The organism is Microbacterium sp., assembly GCF_031179285.1.
Taxonomy (GTDB): Bacteria; Actinomycetota; Actinomycetes; order Actinomycetales; family Microbacteriaceae; genus Microbacterium.
Genome location: NZ_JAPSHY010000014.1, coordinates 1 through 20,876, shown reverse-complemented (window position 1 = coordinate 20,876; position 20,876 = coordinate 1). Strand labels below are relative to the sequence as shown.

23 protein-coding genes are annotated in these 20,876 nt (G+C 68.4%); 10 read left to right on the top strand and 13 right to left on the bottom strand.

Annotated features, from left to right (window positions below; genetic code table 11):
* Window positions 1-219 precede the first annotated feature (219 nt).
* Genes RIN18_RS10380 through RIN18_RS10370 form a run of 3 tightly spaced genes read left to right on the top strand, consistent with a single transcriptional unit; the run spans window position 220 to window position 3,415 of the window.
* The gene (locus tag RIN18_RS10380) at window positions 220-1,380 is read left to right on the top strand and encodes a Gfo/Idh/MocA family oxidoreductase (RefSeq protein ID WP_309103894.1); all 1,161 of its coding nucleotides are present in this window, start codon (window positions 220-222) and stop codon (window positions 1,378-1,380) included.
* The gene (locus RIN18_RS10375; RefSeq protein WP_309103893.1) at window positions 1,380-2,552 is read left to right on the top strand and encodes a dihydrodipicolinate synthase family protein; all 1,173 of its coding nucleotides are present in this window, start codon (window positions 1,380-1,382) and stop codon (window positions 2,550-2,552) included. The genes RIN18_RS10380 and RIN18_RS10375 overlap by 1 nt, the downstream gene beginning before the upstream one ends.
* Entirely contained in the window at window positions 2,549-3,415 is an 867-nt protein-coding gene (locus RIN18_RS10370) for a sugar phosphate isomerase/epimerase family protein (protein WP_309103892.1), read from the top strand. The genes RIN18_RS10375 and RIN18_RS10370 overlap by 4 nt, the downstream gene beginning before the upstream one ends.
* 132 nt (window positions 3,416-3,547) lie before the next feature.
* Here the strand turns inward: RIN18_RS10370 and RIN18_RS10365 are convergent, their stop codons facing one another.
* Both RIN18_RS10365 and RIN18_RS10360 read right to left on the bottom strand, forming a co-directional pair.
* Window positions 3,548-4,495 (bottom strand): SRPBCC family protein, encoded by a 948-nt coding sequence (locus RIN18_RS10365; RefSeq protein WP_309103891.1) that lies wholly within the window; start codon window positions 4,493-4,495, stop codon window positions 3,548-3,550.
* Window positions 4,496-4,564: 69 nt separating this feature from the next.
* Window positions 4,565-5,161, bottom strand: coding sequence for a TetR/AcrR family transcriptional regulator (locus tag RIN18_RS10360; RefSeq protein ID WP_309103890.1), 597 nt, complete (start codon window positions 5,159-5,161; stop codon window positions 4,565-4,567).
* A 127-nt stretch (window positions 5,162-5,288) separates the two neighbouring features.
* Here RIN18_RS10360 and RIN18_RS10355 point away from each other — a divergent pair, with 127 nt between their 5' ends.
* Window positions 5,289-6,356, top strand: coding sequence for a LacI family DNA-binding transcriptional regulator (locus tag RIN18_RS10355; RefSeq protein ID WP_309103889.1), 1,068 nt, complete (start codon window positions 5,289-5,291; stop codon window positions 6,354-6,356).
* A gap of 17 nt (window positions 6,357-6,373) precedes the next feature.
* On the top strand, window positions 6,374-7,483 hold the full coding sequence (locus RIN18_RS10350) for a glycerate kinase (protein WP_309103951.1): 1,110 nt from the start codon (window positions 6,374-6,376) through the stop codon (window positions 7,481-7,483).
* A gap of 146 nt (window positions 7,484-7,629) precedes the next feature.
* Here RIN18_RS10350 and pgm read toward each other — a convergent pair whose 3' ends face one another.
* On the bottom strand, window positions 7,630-9,273 hold the full coding sequence (gene pgm / locus RIN18_RS10345) for a phosphoglucomutase (alpha-D-glucose-1,6-bisphosphate-dependent) (RefSeq protein ID WP_309103888.1): 1,644 nt from the start codon (window positions 9,271-9,273) through the stop codon (window positions 7,630-7,632).
* Window positions 9,274-9,351: 78 nt separating this feature from the next.
* Here pgm and pheA point away from each other — a divergent pair, with 78 nt between their 5' ends.
* Together pheA and RIN18_RS10335 are read left to right on the top strand one after the other, a co-directional pair.
* Window positions 9,352-10,302 (top strand): prephenate dehydratase, encoded by a 951-nt coding sequence (gene pheA, locus RIN18_RS10340; protein WP_309103950.1) that lies wholly within the window; start codon window positions 9,352-9,354, stop codon window positions 10,300-10,302.
* Window positions 10,303-10,520: 218 nt separating this feature from the next.
* Entirely contained in the window at window positions 10,521-11,444 is a 924-nt protein-coding gene (locus RIN18_RS10335; RefSeq protein ID WP_309103887.1) for a hypothetical protein, read from the top strand.
* 130 nt (window positions 11,445-11,574) lie between these two features.
* On the opposite strand, the gene RIN18_RS10330 is transcribed toward RIN18_RS10335, so the two are convergent.
* From RIN18_RS10330 to RIN18_RS10320, 3 genes are all read right to left on the bottom strand, one after another.
* Window positions 11,575-12,624: an LLM class flavin-dependent oxidoreductase gene (locus tag RIN18_RS10330; protein ID WP_309103886.1), complete on the bottom strand. Its 1,050-nt coding sequence runs from the start codon at window positions 12,622-12,624 to the stop codon at window positions 11,575-11,577.
* Between the two features lie 52 nt (window positions 12,625-12,676).
* A complete protein-coding gene (locus RIN18_RS10325) occupies window positions 12,677-12,904 on the bottom strand; it encodes a DUF2795 domain-containing protein (RefSeq protein ID WP_309103885.1) in 228 nt (75 codons plus the stop codon).
* Between the two features lie 65 nt (window positions 12,905-12,969).
* A complete protein-coding gene (locus tag RIN18_RS10320) occupies window positions 12,970-13,392 on the bottom strand; it encodes an Hsp20/alpha crystallin family protein (protein ID WP_309103884.1) in 423 nt (140 codons plus the stop codon).
* 127 nt (window positions 13,393-13,519) lie between these two features.
* Here RIN18_RS10320 and RIN18_RS10315 point away from each other — a divergent pair, with 127 nt between their 5' ends.
* Window positions 13,520-13,834, top strand: coding sequence for a MerR family transcriptional regulator (locus RIN18_RS10315; RefSeq protein ID WP_309103883.1), 315 nt, complete (start codon window positions 13,520-13,522; stop codon window positions 13,832-13,834).
* 83 nt (window positions 13,835-13,917) lie between these two features.
* Window positions 13,918-14,520 carry a phosphoribosyltransferase family protein gene (locus tag RIN18_RS10310; RefSeq protein ID WP_309103882.1) on the top strand — a complete coding sequence of 201 codons (603 nt, stop codon included), beginning with the start codon at window positions 13,918-13,920 and terminating at the stop codon, window positions 14,518-14,520.
* Window positions 14,521-14,982: 462 nt separating this feature from the next.
* On the opposite strand, the gene RIN18_RS10305 is transcribed toward RIN18_RS10310, so the two are convergent.
* The gene (locus tag RIN18_RS10305) at window positions 14,983-16,419 is read right to left on the bottom strand and encodes a dicarboxylate/amino acid:cation symporter (RefSeq protein WP_309103881.1); all 1,437 of its coding nucleotides are present in this window, start codon (window positions 16,417-16,419) and stop codon (window positions 14,983-14,985) included.
* Between the two features lie 144 nt (window positions 16,420-16,563).
* The gene (locus tag RIN18_RS10300) at window positions 16,564-16,917 is read right to left on the bottom strand and encodes a hypothetical protein (RefSeq protein WP_309103880.1); all 354 of its coding nucleotides are present in this window, start codon (window positions 16,915-16,917) and stop codon (window positions 16,564-16,566) included.
* Window positions 16,918-17,081: 164 nt separating this feature from the next.
* Between RIN18_RS10300 and RIN18_RS10295 the strand changes: the two genes are divergently transcribed.
* Complete coding sequence (locus RIN18_RS10295) at window positions 17,082-17,882, top strand: GNAT family N-acetyltransferase (protein WP_309103879.1); 801 nt, start codon at window positions 17,082-17,084, stop codon at window positions 17,880-17,882.
* Between the two features lie 14 nt (window positions 17,883-17,896).
* Here RIN18_RS10295 and RIN18_RS10290 read toward each other — a convergent pair whose 3' ends face one another.
* From RIN18_RS10290 to RIN18_RS10270, 5 genes are all read right to left on the bottom strand, one after another.
* Window positions 17,897-18,553: an SRPBCC domain-containing protein gene (locus tag RIN18_RS10290; protein ID WP_309103878.1), complete on the bottom strand. Its 657-nt coding sequence runs from the start codon at window positions 18,551-18,553 to the stop codon at window positions 17,897-17,899.
* A gap of 2 nt (window positions 18,554-18,555) precedes the next feature.
* The gene (locus tag RIN18_RS10285; RefSeq protein ID WP_309103877.1) at window positions 18,556-18,936 is read right to left on the bottom strand and encodes a metalloregulator ArsR/SmtB family transcription factor; all 381 of its coding nucleotides are present in this window, start codon (window positions 18,934-18,936) and stop codon (window positions 18,556-18,558) included.
* 134 nt (window positions 18,937-19,070) lie between these two features.
* Complete coding sequence (locus RIN18_RS10280; protein ID WP_309103876.1) at window positions 19,071-19,304, bottom strand: helix-turn-helix domain-containing protein; 234 nt, start codon at window positions 19,302-19,304, stop codon at window positions 19,071-19,073.
* Between the two features lie 55 nt (window positions 19,305-19,359).
* Window positions 19,360-19,971, bottom strand: a complete 612-nt coding sequence (locus RIN18_RS10275; protein WP_309103875.1) for a hypothetical protein — start codon at window positions 19,969-19,971, stop codon at window positions 19,360-19,362.
* A complete protein-coding gene (locus RIN18_RS10270) occupies window positions 19,971-20,597 on the bottom strand; it encodes a hypothetical protein (RefSeq protein ID WP_309103874.1) in 627 nt (208 codons plus the stop codon). Before RIN18_RS10270 ends, RIN18_RS10275 begins: the two co-directional genes overlap by 1 nt.
* Between the last annotated feature and the right edge of the window lie 279 nt (window positions 20,598-20,876).

Genomic DNA, 20,876 nt, shown 5'->3' with positions numbered 1-20,876 from the left:
CGCCCCTAGGATCGCCGCGCGTGCCGGCGAGGAAGACAATCTCTCCCGCGTCATCACCAGCGCGACATGCAGATGAGCGCCTGAGCCCGGCGTTCGAGAACACCACAGTTGCGCGGCCCCCGGCAGACATGGCATGCTGACGGAAAGCGCTTACCCGCTCGGAGCGACCGCGCCGGGCCGGGCACCGACAGCATCCACACCGCAGAGAACGGACCATCAATGTCACAGACGACGACCCGCGAGATCGGGATCATCATGAACGGCGTCTCTGGGCGCATGGGATACCGGCAGCACCTGGTGCGCTCGATCCTCGCGATCCGCGAAGAGGGGGGCATCGAGCTGTCGGACGGTTCCCGCATCACCGTGAAGCCGCTCCTCGTCGGCCGCAGTGAGCAGAAGCTCGCAGAACTCGCCGCGAAGCACGGGATCGAGGATTGGACCACTGACCTCGACGCTGCCCTCGCGGATCCTGCCTGGGAGATCTACGCCGACTTCCTGGTGACGAAGGCCCGCGCCTCCGCGATCCGCAAGGCCATCGCCGCTGGCAAGGCGATCTACACCGAGAAGCCGACGGCCGAGACGCTCGACGAGGCGCTCGAGCTCGCTCGCCTCGCGCAGAGCGCCGGCGTCAAGACCGGCGTCGTGCACGACAAGCTCTACCTCCCGGGCCTTCAGAAGCTCAAGCGCCTCATCGACTCGGGCTTCTTCGGTCGCATCCTCTCGGTCCGCGGCGAGTTCGGGTACTGGGTGTTCGAGGGTGACTGGCAGCCGGCGCAGCGCCCGAGCTGGAACTACCGCACCGAAGACGGCGGCGGCATCATCAGCGACATGTTCCCGCACTGGAACTACGTGCTGGAGAACCTCTTCGGCGAGGTCAAGAGCGTCTACGCCCAGGCGGCGACCCACATCCCCGAGCGCTGGGATGAAAAGGGTGAGAAGTACACCGCGACGGCGGAAGATGCCGCGTACGGCATCTTCGAGATCGAGGGTGGCATCACAGCCACGATCAACTCGAGCTGGACCGTCCGCGTGAACCGCGACGAGCTCGTCGAGTTCCAGGTCGACGGCACCCACGGCTCGGCCGTCGTCGGCCTGTTTGGCGCGAAGATCCAGCCGCGCAACGCCACACCGAAGCCGGTCTGGAACCCCGACCTGGAAGACACCCGTGACTACGACGCCGACTGGCAGAAGGTGCCGACGAACGACGTCTTCCTCAACGGTTTCCGCCAGCAGTGGGAGGAGTATCTCGAGTCCTACGTGCTGGGCACGGACTATCCGTTCGACCTCCTCGCCGGTGCCAAGGGTGTGCAGTTCGCCGAAGCCGGGCTGACCTCGAGCGCAGAAGGCCGCAAGGTCGCCATCGAGAAGCTGTCGCTCTGATGACAGGGCTGACCCTCCTCGCCGCGGACGGTTCCCTGTCGGATGCCGAGCTGAACGCCTCCGGGGGATACACGCGTCCGCCATCGCCGCTCGAAAGCCGCGTCGCGTACGCTGCCGCGCACGTCGTGCCGAAGGCGCACGCCGACAACACACCCGGCCGCCCGGCCGACATCGACTGGGATTCGACACTCGCCTTCCGCCGCAACGTGTACTCCTGGGGGCTCGGCGTCGCCGACGCCATGGACACCGCGCAGCGGAACATGGGGCTCGACGCGGCGGCGACCCGCGAGCTCATCGCCCGCAGCGCCGAGGTCGCGCGCGAAGAGGGCGGCTCGGTCGTGGTGGGCGTGAACACCGACCACGTGCTCGAGGAACGCATCTCGCTCGATGAGGTGATCGACGCGTACAAAGAGCAGCTGTACTACACCGAGGAACAGGGTGCCGGCCCGGTGCTGATGGCGTCGCGTCATCTTGCCCGGGTGGCGACGGATGCCGAGGACTACCGACGCGTCTATCGTGAGGTGCTGTCGTCGGCCACGACCCCGGTGGTGCTGCACTGGCTCGGCACGGCTTTCGACCCCGAGCTTGCCGGTTACTTCGGCGCGGAGGACTGGCAGACGGCATCCGCAGTCCTGCTCGAGATCATCGGCGAGAACCCCGACAGGGTCGCCGGGGTGAAGATGAGCCTGCTGAACGCGGAGTCCGAGGTCTCGGTGCGCGAGCGCCTGCCGGAGCATGTGCGCATGTTCACGGGCGACGACTTCAACTACGTCGGACTCATCGGCGGCGACACCGTCGGGCAGGGCGAGAGTCACTCCGACGCGCTGCTCGGTGCGTTCGCCGCGATCGCGCCCGTCGCCTCGGCAGCGATCCAGGCGCTGGATGCCGGCGATGCCGAGGCGTACCTGCGCATCCTCGGACCCACCGAAGAGCTCAGCCGACAGGTGTTCGCCGCCCCGACGTTCTATTACAAGACCGGCGTCGCCTTCCTCGCCTGGCTGAACGGGCACCAGCCCGCCTTCCAGATGATCGGCGGCCTGCACTCCGCGCGGAGCCTGCCGCATCTGAGCCGGATCGTCGAACTCGCGAACGCCTCACTCGCCCTGGAGAACCCGGAGCTGGCGCAGGAGCGCTGGCATGCGATGCTGCGGTTGAACGGAGTGGACGCATGAGCGCTCCCGACCCTCGTCTGTCGATCAATCAGGCGACGATCAAGCACGCGAACCTCGAGACCGCGCTGAAGGTGACGGCGGATGCCAGCATCCAGGCCATCGGCCTGTGGCGCGAGCCGGTAAACGAGGTGGGCCTCGATGTCGCCGCGCGGATGCTGGCGGATTCGGGTCTGCGTTTCTCGACGCACTGCCGCGGCGGGTTCTTCACGCTGCCGGACGGCGCGGAGCGCGACGCCGCGCTCGACGACAATCGCCGTGCGATCGAGGAGACAGCCACGCTCGCTGCCGCCGGCGCCGAGGGCTCGACGGCCGTGCTCGTGCTGGTGGCGGGCGGGTTGCCCCCGGGATCGCGCGACCTCGCCGGTGCGAGGGAGCGCGTGCGCGACGCCATCGGAGTGCTCGCGCCGGACGCGAAGGCGGCCGGCGTCACGCTGGCGATCGAGCCGCTGCATCCGATGTTCGCCTCCGACCGCGCCGTGGTCTCGACGCTCGGGCAGGCGCTCGACATCGCCGCCGACTTCGAGGCGCATGTCGTCGGCGCCGCCGTCGACACCTTCCACATCTGGTGGGATCCGCAGGTGCTGGATCAGATCGCCCGCGCCGGGCGTGAGGGGCGGATCGCGACCTACCAGGTCTGCGACTGGAAGACGCCGTTGCCTGCCGACGTGCTGTTGTCGCGGCACTACACCGGTGAGGGGGTGATCGATTTCGGTGAGCTGACCCGGGCGATCGTCGCGACCGGCTACGACCGCGACATCGAGGTCGAGATCTTCAACGCAGACATCTGGGCGGATGCGCCCGAGAACGTGGTGCGACGCACCGCCGAGACGTTCGGCGCCGCGGTCTCGCCGCATCTGCCCTGACCACGGCTGCCGACACGACGTGGGCGCGACCTGCACGACGGATGCACGGATGCGGGGCCGGAAAGCGGATTCTGGTCCTGCATCCGTTCCTCGATCGTGCGACCGGGCGGTGAGTGGCGTTTCTGCAACCTCTCACGGCCGCCGCTGATCGACGGGGCGCGAGCTCCGTTCGAGTTGCGCGGCGGCGTATCGCAGAATCTGCGGCGCGAACCTCCGATGCAGATGAGACAGCGTTGCCCACATCGGTCCCGCCACGGCGCGGTGGAATCGCACCGCTGTCACCAGCGTCACCTCGTCCGCACCGACATGCACCGTCACCTGATCGGTGGTGAGGGTCGAATGGGCCTCACCGCGCAGCGTGTCTGAAGACGCATGGACGACGGTGAACCCGCCGACTCGTCCCTGCGGTGCCGTCCTGCTCAACATCGCTCCGAGTAAGCCTCGCGTCACGGCTCGGGCGGCCACCGGCCGGTCATCTTCGAACATCGCGCGCGCCCAGCTCTCGGCCGTCCATCGGTCGGCGGCGCTGACGTCGAGCCGGAACGCGTCGATGTAGTCGTGCCCGGAGAGAGTCGAAAGTCCCGCCATGACCGGTGGGACCTCCCCTCCTCCTACCCATCGCCGCACCCTCCCGCGTGCTCCGTGGGTGCCGGAGAATGCGTTCTCGGCGGGGAGGTCGGCCGAAGGGCCCTCCACGGCCCGCTTGAGGTTGTCGAGTGTTCCGCTCATGGCTCTGTTGTGCTGGCGCCGGATCATGACCGGCCACAGCACCGCGAACCACCCGCTCAGGTGCCCCGTGATGCTGTGCCGCACGAGGGTGCCGCCGTCGTGCGGAATCAACTCGAAGCCGTGTCCGTCGCTCATCGAGCGGCCGACATCGAACCACAGACGGCGACCGGCTACGACCTCGGCGATCCGGTATCTCGTGCCGTCGTGGATGACGGGGGCGCCCGGGTGCAGACCCTCGGGCAGTCGGAAACTGCCGCTGCTCGGTGGATAGAGCAGATCGAGATCATGCAGTACCGCCCAGACTTCGTCGGGCGTGGCGGCAATGTGGCGTTCGTGCACGTTCTCGATCACGGTGGATCCTTCCGTACGGCTGCGTATGGAGACCACCATACACCGCCGTATGGAGCACGGCCAGACCTGTCATCCCCTCGGTCTGTAGTCTCCGGGGAGAAGATCGTCGAGAAGCTCGACCGTCGAAGCGGCGAATCTCGCGGCGTCTTCGGGGGAGGTGTGCAGCAGACTCGGAAGGGCGACCTCCAGCTGCACCAGACCGAGCCACATCGCGTACGTCTGCACGGCGCGGTGGCGCGCGGCGTCGGGCGTGAACCCGGCTCCGACGAATGCCTCGCTCACGAATGCGATCCGGCGGGCGCTGACGCGCTCCAGTGCTTTCATGACCACCGGGTCGCCGGTGCGATGGATGAGGTCGAGTTCACCCCGGTCATGGGGCACCTGCGCGAGAACTCGCTCGAAGAGGATCCGCAGTCTCGCGCGCGGATCGTCGATGGCGGCGACGCCGTCGATGATCTCCTCCGTCTCGGCCAGCCAGCGCTCGAGAACGGCATCCACGAGTTCGCGACGGTCGCGGAAATGCCAGTAGAAGCTGCCTTTGGTGGCCCCGATCCGTAAAGCGACCCGCTCCACGGCGACCGCGTCCAGCCCGGACTCGGTGAACATCTCGAAACCCGCACGCGCCCAGTCGTCGCGCCCGAGCTTGGAACCGCCGTCTCGAGCCATATCCATACGGTACCGTCTGGGTATCCGCCAGTGATCAACCCGTCGCGTCGGCGGCGTACGCGGGTGAACGTGAACGAGCCGGGCCCCGGTGCCAAGTGCCCGATGCGCTCCCGCTAGGCTCGGGTCCATGAACACCCCTGGCTCCGGTTCGGAAAGCCCTTACCGCACCCGTGTGCGAGACGCTCGACCCAGCGCACCCACCCTGGAGGACGTCGCCCGTTCGGCAGGAGTGTCACTCGCGACGGCATCCCGCGTGCTCAACGGTTCCGAGCGCAAGGTCGCCGATTCATTCCGCGAACGCGTCGAGCAGGCTGCGGCCGAACTGGGGTACACGCCCAACGTGTCGGCTCAGGCGACGGCTCGGGGCACCTCGCCCGTCATCGCGCTTCTCGTCGCGGACATCGCCGACCCGTATTTCGGTCTCATCGCGTCGGGCGTCGCCCGCGGCGCGGATGAGCAGGGCCTCATCGTAACGATCGCCATCACCGAGCGCGACGCGGCACGAGAGGCCAGGATCGTGCGGGCGCTGCGCGGCCAGCGCCCGCAGGGACTCATCCTCGCCGCATCCCGCACGGATGAGCCCACGGAGCAGGAGTCGCGTCACGAGTTGGCCGAGTTCGCGCGTCTGGGCGTGCGGGTCGTCACGCTCGGCGACGGCCGGTCGGGCGAGCGCAACGTCGAGATCGACAACGCTTCCGGTGCGGAGGCGCTCGGACGACGGATGGCTGACCTCGGCTACCGGTCGGCGATCGCCCTGGCCGCGGCCGAGGGTGTGCGCACCTCGGATTCCCGACTCGAGGGCTTCCAGCGCGGCTTCGAGGCGGGGGGTGGCGTGCTGCAGCGCGTGCACCGGGGCGGTTTCCGGCGAGAGTCCGGCGAAGAGACGATGGCTGCGGCACTCGCCGACGGCATCGAACGGCGCACTCTCGTGTTCGCGATCAGCGACGTCGTCGCGATCGGTGCGATGACCGCGATCCGTGCTGCCGGGCGCGACATCGGATCCGACATCGCCGTGTGCGGCTTCGACGACGTTCCGTCGAGCCTCGACGTCACGCCGGCGCTGACGACGGTGCACGTGCCACTGGCAGATGTCGGCTACCAGGCTTTCCGCGCTACCGTCGACCCCGATTGGAGCCCGATGCCGCTCCCGCTCGATGTCGTGGTGCGCGAAAGCACGCCGCGAGTGGCGCCGTGACGTCGGGTGTGGCGAGGATGCCGACGAAGGTCGTCCTGGCACCGGACAGTTTCAAGGGGACGATCACGGCCGCCGATGCGGCGACGGCGCTCGCCGCGGGGTGGGCGTCGGTCGACTCCCGAGCGGAGTTCGTGCTGCGACCGATGGCCGACGGAGGCGAGGGGACCGTCACTGCGTTCGAGGCCGCCGTGGCCGGGGCTGTGCGGATGCCGGTCACCGTCGACGGCCCGGCCGGCACCCCTGTGGACACGTCGTGGTTGCTGCTTCCGGCGACCGCGGATGCGCCCTCGGGTACGGCCGTGATCGACATCGCCTCGACGTCGGGAATCGAGCTGCTGACGGACCTGCGGCCGTGGGATGCCGACACGAGCGGTTTCGGGCAGGCCATCGCCGCCGCTCTCGATCACGGCGTCTCACGGCTCATCCTCGGCATCGGCTCAAGCGCGTCGACGGATGGCGGAACCGGGCTGCTCACCTCTCTCGGCGCGCGGTTCCTCGATGCCGCCGGTGCGCCGGTCGCACGGGGTGCGCGCGGACTCGTCGACATCGCGTCGGTCGATCTCACTGGCCTGCGACCCGCTCCGGACGTACGGGTGCTCACCGATGTCACCAATCCGCTCACGGGGCCGCGGGGTGCCGCGACCGTGTTCGGTCCGCAGAAGGGTCTCGCCGCGGGCGACCTCTCGGTGGTCGACTCCGGCCTGGGGCGGCTCGCCACGCTGCTCGGTCTCGATGCGTCGCACCCCGGCGCGGGGGCAGCCGGCGGCTCAGGAGCGGCCCTCCTCGCCTGGGGTGCGATCCTCGCGCCGGGCGCGGTCGAGGTCGCGCAGCTAATCGGCATGGCGGAGGCGGTGGCCGACGCCGACGTCGTCGTCACGGGCGAAGGCTCCTACGACGGGCAGTCCGGCGACGGCAAGGTTCCCTCGTACGTCGCGGGGCTGGCATCGGCGGCAGGCGTGCCCGCGATGCTCGCAGCAGGGCGGATCACCGCGGATGGCGACACGACGCTGTTCGCGGCATCCGTCTCCCTCACCGACGTCGCCGGGTCGGCGGGTGCGGCGCGTGCCGAGCCGGCGCGCTGGCTGCGCGACGCCGGTGCGATGCTTGCCTGCGCCGCGGCATCCTGAGCACCGCCGCAATGTCAGCGGTGGTGCGGGCTCGAGCACGAACCTCCGCGGCCGCTCTGGCGTACCTTTCCGCCCTCGCACCGGCATCCTGAGCACGAGGCTCGCGCCCCGAGTCCCGCACTCGGGGACGGGCATCGCCCGAGGTGTCAGCCGCCCAGCGCCTCCGACACGACGGCGCGGGCTTCCTCCTGCACCTGAGCGAGATGCTCGGCGCCGCGCAGGCTCTCACCGTAGAGCTTGTAGACGTCTTCGGTGCCGGACGGCCGGGCGGCGAACCAGGCGTGCTCGGTCTGAACCTTCAGTCCGCCGATCGCCGCGCCGTTTCCGGGTGCGTGCGACAGCTTCGCTGTGATCGGCTCTCCGGCGAGCGTCGTCGCGGTCACCGCGTCGGGGGTCAGCTTTCCGAGGGCGGCCTTCTGCTCGGGCGTCGCTGCGGCATCGACGCGCTGGTACGCGGAGGAGCCGAAGGCCTGCTCGAGCTCCGCATAGCGCTCCGACGGCGTCTTGCCGGTGACGGCGATGATCTCGGCTGCGAGCAGGCAGAGCAGGATGCCGTCCTTGTCGGTCGACCATGCCGAGCCGTCCATCCGCAGGAATGACGCTCCGGCCGACTCTTCGCCGCCGAACGCGACCGAGCCGTCGAGCAGCCCGGGGACGAACCACTTGAAGCCGACGGGCACCTCAAGCAGGCGGCGGCCGAGTGACTCCGCGACGCGGTCGATGATCATCGACGAGACCAGTGTCTTGCCGATCGCGGCGTCCCGTGGCCACTGCGAGCGGTGCGAGAACAGGTAGTCGATCGCGACGGCGAGGTAGTGGTTCGGGTTCATCAGGCCGGCATCCGGGGTGACGACGCCATGCCGATCGGCATCCGCATCGTTGCCGGTGAGCACGTCGTAGTCGCCCCTCTTCGCCACCAGCGATGCCATGGCAGAGGGAGACGACGGATCCATGCGGATCTTCTCGTCCCAGTCCAGCGTCATGAAGCGCCAGGTGGGGTCGACCTCGGGATTCACCACGGTGAGTTCGAGTTCGTGCATCTCGGCGATCAGCGCCCAGTACTCCACCGATGCCCCGCCGAGCGGGTCGGCACCGATCCGGACGCCCGCACGGCGGATGGCATCGACGTCGATGATCGACGGGAGGTCGCGAACGTATACATCGCGGAAGTCGTACTCGCCGATGCGCTCGGCGTCGATGTCGGCGTACCGGGTGCGCTGCACGCCCTCGAGCCCCGCGGCGATCAGGGCGTTGGCCCGGTCGGCGATCCAGCCGGTGGCGTCGGTGTCGGCCGGACCGCCGTGCGGGGGGTTGTACTTGAAGCCGCCGTCACGCGGCGGGTTGTGGCTCGGAGTGACGACGATGCCGTCGGCCTGGCCCGTGGTCGCGGTGTCGGTGCGCTGATTGTGGGTGAGGATGGCATGGCTGAGCGCCGGGGTCGGCACCCAGGAGTCTCGGGAGTCGACGCGCACATCGACACCGTTCGCGACGAGCACCTCGATCGCGCTGCGCTCGGCGGGAAGCGACAGGGCGTGGGTGTCGCGGCCGAGGAAGAGCGGGCCGGTGATGCCCTGCGAGGACCGGTAGTCGACGATCGCCTGCGTGGTGGCGAGGATGTGGGTCTCGTTGAAGCTGTTCGACAGCGACGAGCCGCGGTGTCCGCTGGTGCCGAAGACGACCCGTTCGGCGGCGACCTCGGGGTTCGGCACGCGGTCGTAGTAGGCGGCGATCAGCTCGTCGACGTCGATCAGGTCATGTTCCTCGGCGGGGAGGCCGGCGCGGCTCGTCATGCTCTCAGTCTGCCCGCTGTGTCGTACGTTCGCATCCGCCTTGACACGCGCACGTCTGCCGACGTTCCGAGGGATAGGCTGAACGCCGTGACTGAACGCCGCACCTACAGCTACCTCGGCCCTGCCGGAACGTTCACCGAGGCGGCGCTCGAGCAGGTGGCCGAGGCGCGGGGTCAGAACTGGCACCCGGTGCACAACGTCGGCGAGGCGTTCGCCGATGTGCTCGAGGGGCGCAGTGACGCGGCGATGATCGCCATCGAGAACTCCATCGAGGGCGGAGTCTCCACGACGCAGGACGCCCTCGCGACGCTTCCCGGGCTCCGCATCGTCGGCGAATATCTCGTGAAGGTGAACTTCGTGCTCGTCGCGCCCCCCGGGACGACGCTCGACGACGTGCAGGTCATCGCCGCCCATCCGGTGGCCTACGCACAGTGCCAGGGGTGGCTGGGCGAGCACCTTCCCTCGCACTCCCACGTGCCGGCGGCCAGCAACGTCGCCTCTGTCATCGGCATGCTCGACGGCACGCTTCCGGCTCAGGCGGCGATCGCACCGCCCGGAATCGTGCGGCACTACGACGTCGATGTGCTCGCCTCCGAGATCGGCGACAACGCCCAGGCCGTCACGCGGTTCGTGCTGGTGACGCGGGTGGGCACGCCGCCCGCGCCGACCGGTGCTGACAAGACCTCGCTGATCGTCGAGCTGCCGCACGACCACCCGGGTTCTCTGCTCGAGATGCTCGAGCAGTTCTCAACCAGGGGCATCAACCTGTCACTCATCGAGTCACGGCCGATCGGCGACGAGCTCGGCCGCTATCGCTTCGTCATCGACGCCGACGGTCACATCGAGCACGAGCGGATGGCTGACGCACTCCTGGGCATCCGCCGGTTCAGCCCGCGCGTCGTCTTCCTCGGCTCGTATCCCCGGGCCGACCGGCAGATCGTCCAGTATCCCGAACGCTACGCCGACGAGATCTTCGTCGAGGCGCGCGACTGGCTGCGCGGCATCCTCAGCGGAGAACCCGAGGCCTGACCCGCCGGGTCGCCGCTGCCTCGCCCGCGCCCCCGCTGCCCCGGTGGGAGATGGAAAATGCCTCTCCGCGGGCTCTGAGAGCGGCGTTTTCCATCTGTGAGCAGTGTGCACATCCCCGGCGCACGACTCTTCCTGCACGGAAGATCACCGGCGCGTGTTGTGCACGGCCGCTGGGATGCACACCGTGACCGGTTGCAGTGATCGCAGAGCATCTACAGGTGCGCCACCGAATCGAACTTCCGCCTGCTCTGGGCGCCCGCTTCGCCGTGAGGGATGCAGCGGCGGCCGGCATCCGTCGCGGGCGCCGTGACGCTGCCGACCTCGATCGCCCGTTCCACGGGGTGCGGGCGAATCGCGCACCCACGACCTTCCATGAACTCGTCGCCTGTTATGTGCCGAGGCTGAAACCGCATCACCGCGTCGGAGGAGTCTCCGCCGCGAGACTGTGGGGCCTGCCGCATCCGCGTCCTTGGACGAGGGTCGAGCCGCTGGAGATCGTCGTTCCGCATCACCTGACACCCCCGAACACTCGGGGGGTGCGAGGGCGACGGCTGGCGGAGGAGCGTGCGACCACGTGGAATGCGGCTGGCGTGCCGGTCGTGGATCCGGTCGCCGCCCTGTTCACGTGTGCGGCAACGCTCACGGTGGAGCAGGCAGCGATCATGATCGACGCGATGATCACGGACGCAGCGAACTACCCAGGGCTGATACCGGGTCGACCGCGAACCTCCCGCGCCGACATCGAGGAGCGGCTTGCTGCCTGGGCGCGGTGCCCGGGCTGCGGGATCGTCCGCGCTGCCCTGTGTTCAGCGCGTGAAGGCGTGGAGTCACCCAAAGAGACCGAGACGCGACCCATGATCGTCCGTGCGGGGCTGCCCGAACCGGTCGTCCAGTACGAGGTGCGAGAGGGCGGGACTCTGCTGGCGCGAGTGGATCTCGCCTACCCGGACTTGCGGATCGCGATCGAGTACGAGGGCGATCGGCACCGCACCGACAAGAGACAGTGGCGGACCGACATCCGGCGCCAACGCGACCTGGAGGATCGAGGGTGGACCGTGATCCGGCTGACCGAACTCGACCTGCGCGACACCGGCGCCATCATCGCCCGCATTCGTCGTGCCGTCGCTGTCGCCGCTCGCTGATCTTCCGCTTTCGAATCGGCGCCCTCCGCCCCCATTCCGATTCGGCCATAGATGGAAAGTGCCGCTGCGCAGGCCGTCGTGGCAGCATTTTCCATCTATGGGTTCGAGCACACGGCAACGGACGGGCGCCTCAGAGCGCGGCGGCGACGAGCTCGAGAGTCTGCGCGCGGCCGAACGGCGAGTCCATCGGCTCGGCGTCGAACGCTCCGGCGACGGGCGAGAGCATGACCTCGTCGACGCCGAATCGCGCAGCGAACGCGCTGATCTCGGCGGCGACCGACTCGCCGGTGCCGACGAACCACCGCGAGCGGGCGGCCTGCACGATCTGGTCGGTGGCGGCATCCGCCTCGGCCGTGCTCGCCGCGATCGCCTCTTCCACCGTCTCGAGGGCGGTGAGGGGCTTGTTCAGCCGAAGCCGCGCCATCATCCGCAGCTGCGGCAGGGCACGCGCTTCCGCCTCGTTCGCCGTGGGCGATGCGACCGCGTTGACGGTGAGGAATGTGCGGGGCTCTGCGAGCGTCTCGCTTGCTCGGAATCCGCTGCGGTAGAGATCGAGAGCCCGCTCGAGCCCCTCGCCGGAGAAGTGGTTCGCGAAGACGTAGGGCAACCCGAGCGATGCCGCGAGCTGCGCTGAGTAGTCGCTGGAGCCGAGCAGCCAGACCTCCGGTACCCCGGTCGCCGCCGGCGTCGCTCGCACCGTGTACTCGCCACCCGAGGTGAACTGCACCGTCGCGCCGTCGCCAGAAAGCAGCACCGCGATGTCCTGCACGTGGCGAGGGAACTGCTCGACGTCACTCGTGGTGCCGGACCCGCGCAGCAACTGCGTGATCACCGGGTCGCTGCCGGGCGCGCGACCGAGGCCGAGGTCGATCCGCCCGGGGGCTATGGCCTCGAGGGCCGCGAACTGCTCCGCAACGATGAGGGGGGCGTGGTTGGGAAGCATCACGCCCCCCGAACCCAGGCGCACGCGGGTCGTGCGAGCGGATGCCGCGGCGATGAGCACCGGCGGGGAGGTCGACGCGACGGCGGGCATGTTGTGGTGCTCGGCGAACCAGTAGCGGCGATACCCGAGGGCGTCCGCACGTTCGGCGAGAGCGAGGGATGCGGCCACCGCCTCTGTGCTGGTCTGCCCGGAGCGGACCGGGACGAGGTCGAGAACGGAGAGCGAGGTGGAAGTCATCCCCTTCACCAACCGCGCCGCCGCCCCGGGCATTCCCTCCGGCTGCGGCCGCTCAGGCGGCGATGGGGGAGCGCGGCGAGAGCGCGTCGGCGAGGGCGTTCTGGGCGAGGTGATAGCGGATGATCCACCGCGCTCCGAAGCTCTGATCGGGGAGGGTCTCGAGGCGGGAGCGGTCGCCGGCGGAGAGTCCGTCGCGTGCCGCTTCGCGGAGCAGGTCGTCTTTCGTCGCGGGGTACTCCATGCCGGCCAGGAACGAGTCGAGCGAGGGGGAGATGGGCATCTTCGTGTCCTTTCAGGTCGGAGCGGAGGCCGCCCGGGTGGGCGACCTCCGCCGGTGTTTCGCGATCAGGCGTCGATGGCCTGGCGCTCCGGAGTGGATTCGACGGCGATCTTGCGCGGCTTGGCGCGTTCGCTCACCGGAATGACCACCGAGAGGACGCCGCTGTCGTACGACGCGCTGATCCTGTCGACGTCCACCCCGTCGCCGAGCGTGAACTGACGCAGGAACGAGCCGGCGCCGCGCTCACGGGCGAGCCAACGCACGCCCTCGCGCGTGTCAGCCGTGCGCTGGGCACGGATCGAGAGCTGGCCACCGTCGACGTCGACGTCGATCGATCCCGGATCGACGCCGGGAAGGTCGGCGTGGAGGACGTACTGGTCACCCTCGCGGAAGAGGTCGACCGGCATCAGTCGGGGCGCTCGAACGGAGTCCAGCACGCTCGCCGCGAATCGGTCCAGCTGGCTGAACGGGTCGAAGGTCAGTGACATGAGTGATCTCCTTTCGTGTTGCCCGGAACGGGTCTGCTGGTGAGCTACAGATTATCTGCAACTCGTGGTATAGATTTGTTATAGAACAAGTTGGAGCCGAATGCAACCGGTGTAAGGAAGATCTCAGATGGCTGAAAAGAATTCAGGAACTCCGGTCTACGGGATCGCCGTCGCCGCGCAGCTGAGCGGAGTGCCGGAGGCGTCGCTTCGCCTGTTCGAGGCGAAAGGACTGCTGGCGCCATCGCGCAGTGAAGGAGGCACTCGGCGCTACAGCGATGACGACATCGAGCGGCTCCGCCGCGTGACAGACCTTCGCGATGAGGGCGTCAACATCGCCGGCATCCGTCGCGTGCTCGATCTGCAGGACGAGAACGCAGGCCTCCGCGACGAACTCGCCGAGGGACGCGCCAACAGGTCCGGCGCCCGCGCGGACCGGGATTGACGCGGACGTTCTCGGGGAGTACTCCGGAGGTGGGAACGGAGGCGACCGTGGAGCGGTTCAGAGATCGTCGGGATGCGGGGCGGATGCTGGCTGCGCGTGTGTTGGAGCGCTCGCCTGCCGATCCGGTCGTGCTGGGGCTGCCGCGGGGCGGGGTTCCGGTCGCCGCCGAGGTGGCGCAGCTGCTCGCGGCTCCCCTGGACATACTGGTGGTCCGCAAGCTCGGATATCCCGGGCACGAGGAGTATGCGATGGGTGCGGTCGGGGAGGGCGCGACCACCGTGCTCAACCCGGAGGTGGTATCCGCGGGCTTGGTGTCGGCGGATGTGGTCGAACGCGCCCGGCTGCGTGAAAGCGCGGAGGTCGAGCGGCGCGTCGCGCGCTTTCGTGAGGGACGCCCCGCCGCGGAGCTGCGTGGGCGAACCGCCGTCATCGTCGACGACGGGGTCGCAACCGGCGCGACCGCGAAGGCCGGCTGCGCGATCGCGAGGGCCCGGGGTGCTGCGCGGGTGATGTTGGCAGTGCCCGTCGCGGCGCCGGATTCTCTCGCGGGCCTGCAGGATGCCGCCGACGAGGTCGTCTGCCTGCGCGTGCCGTCGGGGTTCATGGCGGTCGGTATGCACTACATCGACTTCCGCCAGGTCGACGACTCCGAGGTCATCGAACTGCTCCGCGCCTCGCATCGCTGACGCGGGTGCACGGGGCCATCGTCTCCGGAGTCCTCGCTCTGCTGCGTGCGACCCCACTTGCTGCGTGAGAACCCACTTGCTGCGTGAGACGCCACCTGCTGCGTGAGACAGCACTTGCTGCGTGAGACCGCACTTGCTGCGTGAGACCGCACTTGCTGCGTGAGACCGCACTTGCTGCGTGAGACCGCACGCGAGACGTGATGTCTAGCGCAGAGTCTGGTGTTTCTGCGGGAACGGGTTTCTCACATCTCCCGCGTGCGGACGCTGCGCCGCCGTGAGAAACCACTCTCCGCGTGAAACACGTCTCGCTGCGTGAGACACGACGCGAGAAGTGATGTCACCACGCGCGAAGTGGTGTCTCACGCACAAACTGGTATCTCGCTCGGCGACAGATCGTAGCGCGCACGACAGAGCGCCCCGCCCTGTGAGGACGAGGCGCTCTGCGCGTTCGGAGAAAGCGGGTCAGCGCGCGCCGACGGGCTCGGGATCCTTATCGTTGACGGCATCCGCCACCGGCTCCTCCGGAGTCTCGTCGGCGGAGTCGTCGGCGAAGGGCAGGCCCTCACGCGGCGCGTTGTAGAGCTCCTCGTCGAGGATGCCCTCGCGCTTCGCGACGATCGTCGGCACGAGAGCCTGACCGGCGACGTTGACCGCGGTGCGACCCATGTCGAGGATCGGGTCGATCGCGAGCAGCAGGCCGACACCCTCGAGCGGCAGACCGAGCGTCGACAGTGTCAGCGTCAGCATGACCGTCGCGCCGGTCGTGCCCGCCGTGGCGGCGGAGCCGACCACCGAGACGAGCACGATGAGGAGGTACTGCACGATGTTGAGCTCGATGCCGAAGAACTGCGCGACGAAGATTGCGGCGATGGCCGGGTAGATCGCAGCGCAGCCGTCCATCTTCGTGGTCGCACCGAACGGCACGGCGAACGAGGCGTACGAGCGGGGCACGCCGAGGTTGCGTTCGGTCACGCGCTCGGTGAGCGGCAGGGTGCCGATCGAGGAACGGCTGACGAAGGCCAGCTGCACGGCGGGCCAGACTCCCGAGAAGTACTGCTTGATCGACAGTCCGTGGGTCTTGACCAGAATCGGGTAGACGACGAACAGCACCAGTGCGAGGCCGATGTAGATCGCTGCGGCGAACCAGGCGAGTGATGTCAGCTTGTCCCAGCCGTACTTGATGACGGCGGCGCCGATGAGACCGAACGTGCCGATGGGGGCGATGCGGATGATCCACCACAGCACGCGCTGGATGACCTTCAGCAGGGATTCGGTGAAGACGAGGAACGGCTCGGCCTTCTTACCAGCCTTGAGCGCCGCGATGCCGACGACGGCGGCGACGACGATCACCTGGAGGATGTTGAAGTTGATGCTCGACGACACCGCACCCGCCTCGGCGTCGAACGAGCTGCTCACGCCGATCCCGAGGAAGTTCTGCGGGATCAGCCCCAGCAGGAAGTTCCACCACGTGCCCACCGTGTACGGTTCACCGGGCTCGAGGCCTTCACCGGCACGCGCACCGGGCTGGATCACCAGACCCAGCACGATCGCGATGGTGACGGCGATGAACGCGGTGATCGCGAACCACAGCAATGTCTGCCCCGCGAGGCGGGCGGCGTTCTGAACCCTGCGGAGGTTGGAGATGCTGGCGACGATCGCGGTGAAGATCAGGGGCACGACGGCGGCGCGCAAGAGCGTCACGTAGGAGCTGCCGATCGTGTCGAGGGTCGTCGACAGTCCGTTCGGGTTCTCTGCGGTGGCGCCGAGCTGGCGGCCGATGAGGCCGGCGGCGATGCCGAGGACGAGGGCGGCCAGAATCTGGAAGCCGAACGAGGTCAGCAGCTTCCGGGCGGGCCCTCGGGTGTCTGGCGCCTTCTGGGCGCGTGCAGTGGTGCTCATGGGACTCCAAGTCGATGCGCGCCGGGTGCGCGCCATGAGTCCCAACGTTAGGAGCCCTGATTCATTCCCAGGGGTGATATGACAAAGGATGACGGATGCCGTCGGCATCCGTCATCCTTGAAAGGCCCGCTCAGGAACGTGGCGTCACTCGGTGACGCAGGTCTTCACGGCGTCACCGATCGTCTTGGACACGAGGTCGCGTGCCTCGACGCTCGTCTGCCTGTCCTCGCCGTTGGCGAGGTTGGTCAGGTCCTGGTCGGAGACGTCGGACTCGATGAGTGCTTCGGCGAGGCAGTCGTTCTGCTCGTCGGTGAACTGACCGGCGGTGGCCTCGTTCTGCTCCCAGATCTTCGCCATACCGTCGGCGAGTTCCTCCTGGGTCGGCCGCTGCGATGCGCCGATGCCGGCGCAGGCCGCAAGCGAGAGCGCGAGGGCTGCGATGGGCAGCGCCATGAGAAGGCGCGCGCTCGGGCGCCGGTTCCGGTGGATGTTCGTCATATCTCCACGGTATCGGCCCACAGCGCGTTCATAGGACGGTTCGCATGGGCAGGATTGCCCATGTTCCCTGAGTGTTCACACGATCGCCTGATCGGGGCACGTGCGATCTCGAGAAGTCGCACCCTATACGCTGGCCCGTGATTTGGCTCGCTGAGGAGAACCACATGATCACACCCGCCGACATCGACGAACCCGCTCTGGCGCGCGCCGTCGAGCAGAACGCCGCGGACCTGCTGTTGCGGATGGGGACAGCCGGCGGCGGTCACCGGCGCGAGGATGCCGTCGCGTGGAGCCTCGGCGGCTCGCCCGTCGACTATCACAACGCCGTCGTCGCCGCCCACCTCACGGCCGACGGCGCCGATTCTGCCATCGCCGAGAGCCGGGATCTGCTCGACAGAGCCGGCCTCCCCGGCACCTGGCACGTCGGCCCGTCAATGCGGCCGCTCGATCTGCCGGCGCGGCTGGGGGCCGCCGGTTTCTCCCCCGACGGCGAGGAGCCCGGCATGGTCGCGTCGCTGGACCAGGTGGTAGAGCACCCGGTCTCAGATGTGAACGTCGAAGTGGTGCATGACGCGCGGGCGCTCAGTGAGTGGGTGGAGGCGCTCGGCAGTGGGTTCGGGGAAGGGCCGCGCGAGGCAGAGTGGGTCGGCACCGTGTTCGACCGCCTCGGGCTCGATCATCCCGACTTCCGGCATCTGCTCGCACGGCGTGAGGGAAGCGTCGTCGGAACAGCCACAGTCTTCTTCTCGTCCGGCGTCGCCGGACTCTATTTCATCTCGACCGTGCCCGAGGCCCGGCGACAGGGGATCGGCGCCGTCCTCACGCAGGCGGCGATGCTGATCGCTCGCGATCGTGGCGCGCAGCACGCCGTCCTCACCTCATCTGCTGCGGGACGGCGCCTGTATGAGTCGCTCGGATTCCTTCAGGTGTGCACCATCAGGCTGTTCACCTGGCGGCCGAGCTGAGAGGTGGCGGCGCCTCACTCCTGGCCCGTGTACGCCTTGAAGGTCGCATCTGCGGCGGCGGCTGCGACGGCCGGGTCCGCGCCCGCGGCGACATGGGCCTCAGCCCAGCCGTCTGCTGCGCCGCGGCTGAACGCCTGACCCTCGTCCGACAGTTGCCACGCTTCGGCATCCGCGCGCGAGATCGAGCCCGCGACTGCGCCGAGGTGCAGAGCAAGCCCGAGCAGACCCTGGTCCCACCCGACGCCCGCCGCCCCGGGGCCGAAGGTCTCCCACATCCCGGGCGGCACATCGGCGGAGCGTGCGGTGTGCTCGATCTCGAGACGGGTGCGACTCTCGCCGAGGGCGGCCAGTCGCACGGCGACCCACGTCGTGCCGCCGCCGTACTCCCACGTCACACGGTAGGAAGCGCCATCCGCGGACGGCGGTGCGCATTCCAGGATCTTCCCGCCGGCGTTGCCTTCGAGCTGATACCGGCCGCCGAGCCGAAGGTCGCCCGAAACGGGAAGGAACCATCGCCCGATCCGGTCAGGGGCGGTCACCGCCTGCCAGACGTCGTCGATCGCGGAGGGGTACTCCTGCGCGATGGTCTGCACGTACGAGGGCTGTCCGTCGAGATCGGACTCTCGCAGCTCTCGAGAGACCGAGTCGAGCTGGGCCTTGATGTCGACCATGATCATTCCTCTCCGTGGGCAGGACTCTCCTGACCACCGACTTCGGATCGCTCGGCTCGACCACGGGCGCTGCGGCCGCGCGCGAGCTCGGTGTCGAGGGCGGCGAGTGGACCGCGCCAGAACCGCTCGAACGGCGTGAGCCATGCCCCGGCTTCCCGCACGCCGCGCGGATCGACGGCATACAGTCGCCGAGCGCCGTCGGCGCGCACTGTCGCGAACGCCTGCTCTCGCAGGACGCGCAGGTGCTGCGAGACGGCCGGCTGGCTGATGCCGAACTCATCCTGGATGACTGAGCCGAGTGCGCCGGCGGAAGTCTCGCCGTCCGCGAGGACCTCGAGGATGCGCCGGCGGACCGGATCTCCGAGGACGTCGAGCGCGTGCATGATAGAAGTGTTTCAGCTGCTACTTATATAAGTCAAGGCTGATTCGATTTCACCGCCACCGTTCAAGTTCGCAAACGGCTCGATACCCGCCAGGATGAAGCCGTTTGCGCACTTCGACCGTGGTCGAGCCGGATTCAGCGGTCGGCCAGCACCAGCAGCTCGCCGACCTCGCAATCCAGGGCGTCGCAGATCGCCCGCAGGGTCGAGTACCGGATCGCTCTGGCCCGATCGTTTTTCAGCACCGACAGGTTGACGATGCTCACTCCGACCCGCGCGCTGAGCTCGGTGAGCGTCATGCCCCGCGCCGTGAGCAGTTCGTCGAGTCGGCAGTGGATGCCGGTGAACTCCTCTTCATTCGCAGGACTCATGCGATCCTCCCCGACAGGATGCGACCCCCAGTGCGGCGCCGCTCGCAACTCGACATCACACGAGCCCTTCCGCGTCGCGCTGCAGCTCGGCGCCGCGGCGGAAGACGATGACGAGTACGCCCGCGGCCATGGCGGCCACGAAGAATGGAACTGCCTGGAGCATCAGCTCTGCCTGGCCGTCGAACTCGCCACCAGTCGCGGCCAGCACGCCGTTGAGCCCCATGTTCTGGAACCACACCGCTCCGAGCGAGCCGATGAGCAGCGAGAGCGAGACCCAGAACGTCAGGATCACGTTGATCCTGTCGAAGATGTGACCACGCAGCAGCCGTCGGCAGACGGCTGACGCCAGCACGGCCGCGGCGATGAGGCCCGCAGACCCGGTCACGATCGCGGCGACGAGGCTGACGACGCTGATGACGCTCACGTCCTCGACGACCAGCGTTCCCGAGGTGATCATCGCGGTTGTGCTGCCACCACCCACGTCGACCGTGACGGTCTGCGCATCGAACGGAGCCGCGACGGTGATCGCGCCCGGCGTCGCGAACAGCGCTGAGATCCGCGCGACGCTGTCGTAGACGAGCGCGGCGACGGCGAGTGCCGCCACCACCACTGCCGTCATGAGGTCCGCCCTGTCGCGCTTGGCCTGCACCTGAGGATCGCGAGTCATCACACCAGTCCTTCCGTCTCACGCTGCATTCGTTCACCCATTTCGAAAGCGCCGGCGATGAGCGCCAGAGCGAAGCCCCAGCCGACAGGAGCGAGGTCGAGTTGGACGAGCAGCGTCCAGAAGGTCTCCGTGATGTCGGGAGCAGTCGACGCCAGGTGCTCCACCAGCACGGCACGTCCCATGGCACCCGCGAGCTGGCCGAACAGGCCTCCTGCGACCACGACGCACGCGACGACGCCGATGGCCCGCGACATCGAGCGCCGGAAGGGGTGGGATCGGATCAGCGAGACGCCCAACCACCAGGCGACGAGACAGACGCCGATGGTCGCGGTCGCGGGCAACGCTCCTTCGAGCAGCAACAGCCAGCGCGTCGCGAGCGGGACGGCTGAGAATGACACGTCCGCCGACGCGTACGAGGCCGCAGTGATCCCGGGCACACCCTCGAGGTCGCTCACCGGCCCGCCGGTCACCGGCATCCGCACCGAGACCTCGTCGCCGAACACCGCGAACGCGGTCTGAATGATCGAGGTCAAGGCGGCGATCGCGATGCTGATCGCGCCGGTCGCGATCAGCCCGAGGACCACCCCCTCGGTGAGGGTCGGCGCTTTTCGCGTTCCCAGCTTCATGAGTCCCACTCCTTATCGAATATCGTTGTTATCGACTCTCGTTAAAGTAACGACTATCGATATGTATGTCAACCTGCATCCCCAGCATCCGTTCAGGAACACCGCCGGCGGTATGCCCACGGCGAACACGGGCATACCGTGCGCGCGTGGTCGTTACTCTCGATGTACAAGGCGCACGGCCGGACCCCGGTGTCGGCGCATTCGCCCCGTGCGAACCAAGGAGTCACAATGTTCGAGAGATTCACGGACCGAGCCCGTCGAGTGGTCGTCCTCGCCCAA

Bases quoted from the DNA above. Each gene is read 5' to 3' on its own strand.
- RIN18_RS10320 (WP_309103884.1), bottom strand. From the start codon at position 13,392: ATGTCACTGACCTTCGACCCGTTCAGCCAGCTGGACCGATTCGCGGCG.
- RIN18_RS10370 (WP_309103892.1), top strand. From the start codon at position 2,549: ATGAGCGCTCCCGACCCTCGTCTGTCGATCAATCAGGCGACGATCAAG.
- RIN18_RS10290 (WP_309103878.1), bottom strand. From the start codon at position 18,553: ATGGTCGACATCAAGGCCCAGCTCGACTCGGTCTCTCGAGAGCTGCGA.
- RIN18_RS10375 (WP_309103893.1), top strand. From the start codon at position 1,380: ATGACAGGGCTGACCCTCCTCGCCGCGGACGGTTCCCTGTCGGATGCC.
- RIN18_RS10315 (WP_309103883.1), top strand. From the start codon at position 13,520: ATGGCTGAAAAGAATTCAGGAACTCCGGTCTACGGGATCGCCGTCGCC.
- RIN18_RS10280 (WP_309103876.1), bottom strand. From the start codon at position 19,304: ATGAGTCCTGCGAATGAAGAGGAGTTCACCGGCATCCACTGCCGACTC.
- pgm (WP_309103888.1), bottom strand. From the start codon at position 9,273: ATGACGAGCCGCGCCGGCCTCCCCGCCGAGGAACATGACCTGATCGAC.
- RIN18_RS10295 (WP_309103879.1), top strand. From the start codon at position 17,082: ATGATCACACCCGCCGACATCGACGAACCCGCTCTGGCGCGCGCCGTC.
- RIN18_RS10270 (WP_309103874.1), bottom strand. From the start codon at position 20,597: ATGAAGCTGGGAACGCGAAAAGCGCCGACCCTCACCGAGGGGGTGGTC.
- RIN18_RS10350 (WP_309103951.1), top strand. From the start codon at position 6,374: ATGCCGACGAAGGTCGTCCTGGCACCGGACAGTTTCAAGGGGACGATC.
- RIN18_RS10330 (WP_309103886.1), bottom strand. From the start codon at position 12,624: ATGACTTCCACCTCGCTCTCCGTTCTCGACCTCGTCCCGGTCCGCTCC.
- RIN18_RS10305 (WP_309103881.1), bottom strand. From the start codon at position 16,419: ATGAGCACCACTGCACGCGCCCAGAAGGCGCCAGACACCCGAGGGCCC.
- RIN18_RS10325 (WP_309103885.1), bottom strand. From the start codon at position 12,904: ATGCCCATCTCCCCCTCGCTCGACTCGTTCCTGGCCGGCATGGAGTAC.
- RIN18_RS10360 (WP_309103890.1), bottom strand. From the start codon at position 5,161: ATGGCTCGAGACGGCGGTTCCAAGCTCGGGCGCGACGACTGGGCGCGT.
- RIN18_RS10310 (WP_309103882.1), top strand. From the start codon at position 13,918: ATGCTGGCTGCGCGTGTGTTGGAGCGCTCGCCTGCCGATCCGGTCGTG.
- RIN18_RS10355 (WP_309103889.1), top strand. From the start codon at position 5,289: ATGAACACCCCTGGCTCCGGTTCGGAAAGCCCTTACCGCACCCGTGTG.
- RIN18_RS10300 (WP_309103880.1), bottom strand. From the start codon at position 16,917: ATGACGAACATCCACCGGAACCGGCGCCCGAGCGCGCGCCTTCTCATG.
- RIN18_RS10275 (WP_309103875.1), bottom strand. From the start codon at position 19,971: ATGACTCGCGATCCTCAGGTGCAGGCCAAGCGCGACAGGGCGGACCTC.
- RIN18_RS10380 (WP_309103894.1), top strand. From the start codon at position 220: ATGTCACAGACGACGACCCGCGAGATCGGGATCATCATGAACGGCGTC.
- RIN18_RS10285 (WP_309103877.1), bottom strand. From the start codon at position 18,936: ATGCACGCGCTCGACGTCCTCGGAGATCCGGTCCGCCGGCGCATCCTC.